This is a genomic window from Streptomyces flavofungini (genome assembly GCF_041028215.1).
Classification (GTDB): Bacteria; Actinomycetota; Actinomycetes; order Streptomycetales; family Streptomycetaceae; genus Streptomyces; species Streptomyces flavofungini_B.
The window spans coordinates 1-4,927 of sequence record NZ_JASKYR010000612.1; the positions used below are offsets into that span (position 1 = coordinate 1).

Genomic DNA, 4,927 nt, shown 5'->3' on the forward strand with positions numbered 1-4,927 from the left:
GTCCTGGAGACCGGCGCCAGGCCGCCGGGCGACGGCATCATGGAGCTCGTCGAGCAGGCCACCGGCATCGACATGGCCCGCGCCGCCGTCCAGATCGCCCTCGGCCACCGCCCCGACCTCGCCCCGGCCCGCACCGCCGCCGCCGCGGTCCGCTTCCTCACCGCCCCGCACGCGGGCACCCTGACCGCCATCGACGGCCTCCCGCCGACAGGCCCCGGCCTCGACGTCACCCTCACCAAGCACGTGGGCGACGCCATCGACGACCCCACCGACAACCTCCAGCGCGTGGGCCGCATCATCCTGCGCGGCGACACCGCGTCCGCCGTGAACGAGGCCGCGCTCATAGCGCTGTCGGGCGTACGGATCACGGCGGTACGGACTGCCGCGGGGCAGTAGCGTCCCCGCAGGCCCAGCGGGGAGAGGGGGACCGCTTCCGCTCAGCGCATGGGTGGCTGGGCGGAAGCGGGGCGGCCCCCTTCGGTCGTTCTTGAGCACAAGCGGGCCGCGCTGCCTTCCAGACCGGAAGGTGTGACGCCGGGAGAGGCGTCGCCTTCCATGGTGCGCCATCGCCCCGGCATCGCAACGATAAGTACGTCTCCGTCGCCAAAACGGCTCATGACACCGGGATTTGCCGGTGCGGGGCACCGCCAGGCGGTAGAACCCGGGCGGGCGCGGGGAGGCCATTGTTCCGTAACTTCATGATCACGTTGAGTGGCGCCGCCCTCGCACACCATGCTGTCCTCCAACTCCTCCGGGGCGCGTGAGCACCGCCCCAGAGGGGTCCTTTCCAGACCAAGGATGCTTTGGGGAAGGTGTGCGATGTCTAGCAAGCAAGTCATGACCGTCGTCGTGCTGGCGGCGGTCCTCGTGTGGAGCACGGTGATGACCGTGCTGGGGCAACTCGCGGCCGTGGCGGCCCTGCTGCCCTCGCTGGGGCTCCTCATCCAGCAGCTCTTCTCCGCGCTCGGCGGCCCCGACGGGCGGCAGGGCGCGGCACGGCCGACGGACGCGCCGTCCGAGCCGGCCGTGCCGCCCGTACCGTCCGCACAGGCCGTGCCGTCCGTGCCCTCCGGCAACGAGGAGCTGTCACGGTGAAACCGACGCACGCCCCGCGCGGGCCCGGAGGAGACGCTCCAAGTCGCCGCGGACGCCCGCCCGCGCCGATCTGCGCGACGGCGAAACCGGCCCACCGCGCCTGGCTCGAACCGGTCCGCACCCGGCTCGTCACCAGTGGCCTCACCCTGGACGCCCTGGTCAGCCTCTCCGGCTACTCCAAGACCCGGCTCTCCGAGCTGTTACGGGGCAAGGGCTACTACCCCGGCTGGGAGATCACGTACAGCGTGATACGCGCCCTCGGCCTCCCCGTCAGCCCCCTGCTGCGGCTGTGGGCGGCCGCCGCCGCGGAGGCCGACAAGGACACCGACTGGATCAAGAGCCGTATCCGTGACGTCCAGCCGCTCGGCCGGGAGGACCAGCCCGTCGCCCATCTCGCTCTCACCCAGAGCATGTGGAAGCCCTACACCGCCTACGCGCGGGCCTTCCTCCAGTCCGAGCGCCGCGCCCGCCAGGTGGTGTCGGAGACCTTCGACATCCTCTGGCTCACCTGGGACGTGGCGACCGCCACCGCCGACACGACCCGCCACTCCTGGCTGCTGCTGCGCGGCAAGGTCCTCGCCTGCGCCCCCAAGCGCCCCGACGGGCGCCCCGATCTGCGGGCCGCCGCGTTCTCCACGGCCGTCCAGGCCGACATCCCCGACCTCGCCGAACGCCTGCACCGCATCGACGTCCTCGCGCGGTTCTTCGACACCATCACCCGCCTGCCGCCGGACCAGATGGACGTCATGGTCCTGCGTCACCTGTGCGGGATACCCGAGACTGCCGTACCGGGCATCGTCGGCCTGGCACCGGCCGTCACCCACACCCTGGACCACCACGCCCGAGGGGCACTGAACGAACTCTGCCCCGACTCCGACACCCAGGAGTGATCCCCCCTCCATGAGCACCGTCGACGACCTCCTCGCCCAGTCACTGCTGCTGAACCAGCCACACGTCCCCTCCGACGTCATCGGCCACGACGACCTCGACTACGCCGGGCTCACCGAGGCATCGCTGCTGCGGGACGGTGCGGGAACCGGCCGGGGGGGGTTGCCGCCCTGTGCGAGGCGGTCGTCGCCCGCTGCACCCCCGACCAGCTCGCCGACTTCCTCACCGACCAGGTGCCCCAGCCCCGGGCCGCCTGGATACTCGGCTGCGCCCTGCAACTCGCCGGGGCCCACGACGGCGCGCGCTTCTGGTGGCAGTACGCCGCGGGCGCCGACGACGCACCGGCCTCCTACTGCCTCTTCCTCCAGCACCTCGCCGACGGCGACACCCACGCCGCCGCCCTCTGGCGGGCGCAGGCCGGTGTCCGGGCCCCGGGCGAGGAGCACGAGGCGGACGGCGGCGAGGACACCCCGGCCCACGGCGTGATCACCGCCGACGCCAGCCTCGCCACCGTCCTGCAGGTCCTCAGCCGCCTCAGCCGCGTCACCCCGCGCAGACACACCCCGGCGGCGCAGGCCGTCATCGACTTCGTCGCCACCGCCGTCGCCATCGGCTACGACCGCCATCCCGACCTCGAAATCCCCCTGCCCGGCGAGGACTTCGCGGAGCGGCTCGTCGTCATCGCCGCGGCCTTCAGCATGAGCGACCCGCACACCACGGAGCCGGAACCCGCCGGCGCCCTGCCCAACCGGCCCCCGCAGGACAGAGCCGCCGAACACGTACCGGCACAGCGCCGACCGCAGGGACCCGCGCGCCTGCTGGTCAAGGTCACCGCCGAGGAGCACCAACGCGCCTCCGCCGACGTCTTCTTCAAGGAGGCTGTCGCCGTCTGCTGGGAGAAGGCGACCGCGGCGGGCGGCACGGACGGGCGCGGGACCCGCATGTCCTACTACCTCAACCGCGTCCGCACCCGGGCCGCCCTCGCCCTGTCACCCGCCACGGCAGGCTTCGGACCCGGCGGGCCCTTCGGCGTCCGGGTCTCAAGTTTCCGTGGGATATAGTGGGTTCAGAACTGGTCGCCGCGGAAAGCGGTGGGCAGCGCTGCGTTGGTGGTCCAAGGAAAGACGCCCCGCTTCCTGCGGGGAAATGCAGGTGCAAGGCCTGCCCGGCGCTCCATGAGGGCCCGTTCGCGCATCGCGCGGACGGGCCCTTTGTCCTGCTGACCCTGCTGACCCTGCTGTGCCCGCCGCGCTGTGCTGTGCCGTGCCGCGCCCGCCCGGTCAGGCGGCGGTGAGCAGGGTGCGGAGGTCGATGACGCGGTAGCCGCGCGCGGCGACCGCGTCGAGGACGCGGGGCAGGGCCAGGGCGTCGAGGACCTCGGTGCGGCCCTGGCTCGCGCCGACATGCATCTGCAGGATGGCCCCCGGCCGCAGGGCGTCCAGCGCGCGGCCCACCGCGAGGTCCACGGTCATGCCGCCCTCCCTGCCCTTCCACCCGTTGGTGTCGGCGGTGAACTCGATGTCGGCGAAGCCCAGCTCATTGACCTCCCTGATGTGGGCCGGGCTGGTCTCGCCGTAGGGGAACCGGAAGAACGGCGTCAGTGCCTTCCCCGCACCGGCCTCGCGCAGGGCACGATCCGCCGCCCTGACCTCGCGACGGCGTACGTCGGCGGTCACCTTCCGGAAATAGGGGTGGCTGAAGGAGTGATTGCCGAGCCCGTGTCCCGCGTCCGCGATCCTGCGCACCGCCCGCGGGTGCCGCCCGGCGAAGTCACCGGTGAGGAAGAACGTGGCGGGCGTGCGCCGCCGCCCAAGCTCACCGAGAACGCGGTCGAGACCGGCCTCGTTCCACGCCGCGTTGAACGTGACGGCGACGACCCGTTCAGGCGTGGACAGCACACGGTTCTCCGACCCGAAGAGCGCCGACAACCCCTTCTCGTCCGCGCGGGGCGCGGACCGCGGCGAAACGGCCTCGGCCCGCTCCGCAGGAATCCCCGGCACCATGGTCCAGAGGACGGCGGACAGAACGGCGGGCACCCAGAACAGCAGCCGACGGGGCACGGCGCGGCGGACGAGGGCGAGAGAACGCGTTTCCATACCCACGCCATCGGCCGACCACCGCCCGCCCTTGAGCCGGTGAGGGGCCGACCCCCATGGCGGTGGGCTACCCGGTCACCGCCGGGCCGGTCTTCTTCCGAGCCCGGTACGCCGCGGCCTTGATCTTGTTGCCGCAGCTCTCCATGCCGCACCACTGGCGCCGCATGCCGCGCGAACGGTCGATGTATACCCGGGTGCACTCCGGGTTGCCGCACTCCTTGAGCAGGGGGACGTCAGGGCCGCTCAGCACCTCGACGGCCTGCCGGGCGACGGTCGCGAGGGCCTGGGCCGGGGTCGCCTCGTTGTGGCGGCCCGCCGTGGAGAGCTGGGGGGTGACGGGCGTCCGGCGCGCGGCGGCGTTGAGGACGGCCAGGGCCTCACGGTCGAAGTCCTCGCCGAGACGGCGGTTGGTGACGAGGCGGTAGACGGCCTCGCGGACGGTCCTCGCCTCGCGTACGTCACCGGCGTCGCCCGGCGTGATCGCGTCCACGAGACCGGACTCCAGGTACCAGGCGTTCAGCCGCTCCGGCGTCACGAACATCTCGAACCGGGCCGAGCGCCGCGCGCGGAGCGTGGCCGCGAAGTCGAGGGCCGGATGCCCGCAGACGAAGACATGGTCGAGATTCACGTCACCATCCTGACAGGTGACCGTCGCGCAACGCAACGACCACCCACGGCAGCGCACTCGGCGCCCCCGCCTCTTTCGTCCGCTCCTCCCGCCTCACTCAAGTGTGATCGCGCGGCCCTCCCACCGCCGACGTAGCCAGCGGTCGTGGTTGGCCAGGACGATCGCTCCCGGGCCGGTCCGCAGCGCCTCCTCCAGTTCGTCGCACAGGCGCGGGGAGAGG

The 4,927-nt window shown here is 72.6% G+C and carries 5 protein-coding genes and 1 pseudogene; 4 read left to right on the forward strand and 2 right to left on the reverse strand.

Features of this window, described 5'->3' with window-relative positions; genetic code table 11:
- The 4 genes and pseudogenes from AB8Z36_RS30935 to AB8Z36_RS30950 form a co-directional block, all read left to right on the forward strand.
- A pseudogene (locus AB8Z36_RS30935) lies at positions 1 to 396 on the forward strand (ATP-grasp domain-containing protein); the annotation flags it as partial.
- Between the two features lie 423 nt (positions 397 to 819).
- Complete coding sequence (locus tag AB8Z36_RS30940; RefSeq protein ID WP_369216701.1) at positions 820 to 1,095, forward strand: hypothetical protein; 276 nt, start codon at positions 820 to 822, stop codon at positions 1,093 to 1,095.
- The gene (locus tag AB8Z36_RS30945) at positions 1,092 to 1,985 is read left to right on the forward strand and encodes an XRE family transcriptional regulator (RefSeq protein ID WP_369216702.1); all 894 of its coding nucleotides are present in this window, start codon (positions 1,092 to 1,094) and stop codon (positions 1,983 to 1,985) included. The genes AB8Z36_RS30940 and AB8Z36_RS30945 overlap by 4 nt, the downstream gene beginning before the upstream one ends.
- A gap of 231 nt (positions 1,986 to 2,216) precedes the next feature.
- Positions 2,217 to 3,044 (forward strand): hypothetical protein, encoded by an 828-nt coding sequence (locus tag AB8Z36_RS30950; protein ID WP_369216703.1) that lies wholly within the window; start codon positions 2,217 to 2,219, stop codon positions 3,042 to 3,044.
- Between the two features lie 219 nt (positions 3,045 to 3,263).
- Here the strand turns inward: AB8Z36_RS30950 and AB8Z36_RS30955 are convergent, their stop codons facing one another.
- Both AB8Z36_RS30955 and AB8Z36_RS30960 read right to left on the reverse strand, forming a co-directional pair.
- A complete protein-coding gene (locus tag AB8Z36_RS30955; RefSeq protein WP_369216704.1) occupies positions 3,264 to 4,079 on the reverse strand; it encodes a polysaccharide deacetylase family protein in 816 nt (271 codons plus the stop codon).
- Between the two features lie 67 nt (positions 4,080 to 4,146).
- Positions 4,147 to 4,707, reverse strand: a complete 561-nt coding sequence (locus AB8Z36_RS30960; RefSeq protein ID WP_369216705.1) for a CGNR zinc finger domain-containing protein — start codon at positions 4,705 to 4,707, stop codon at positions 4,147 to 4,149.
- Between the last annotated feature and the right edge of the window lie 220 nt (positions 4,708 to 4,927).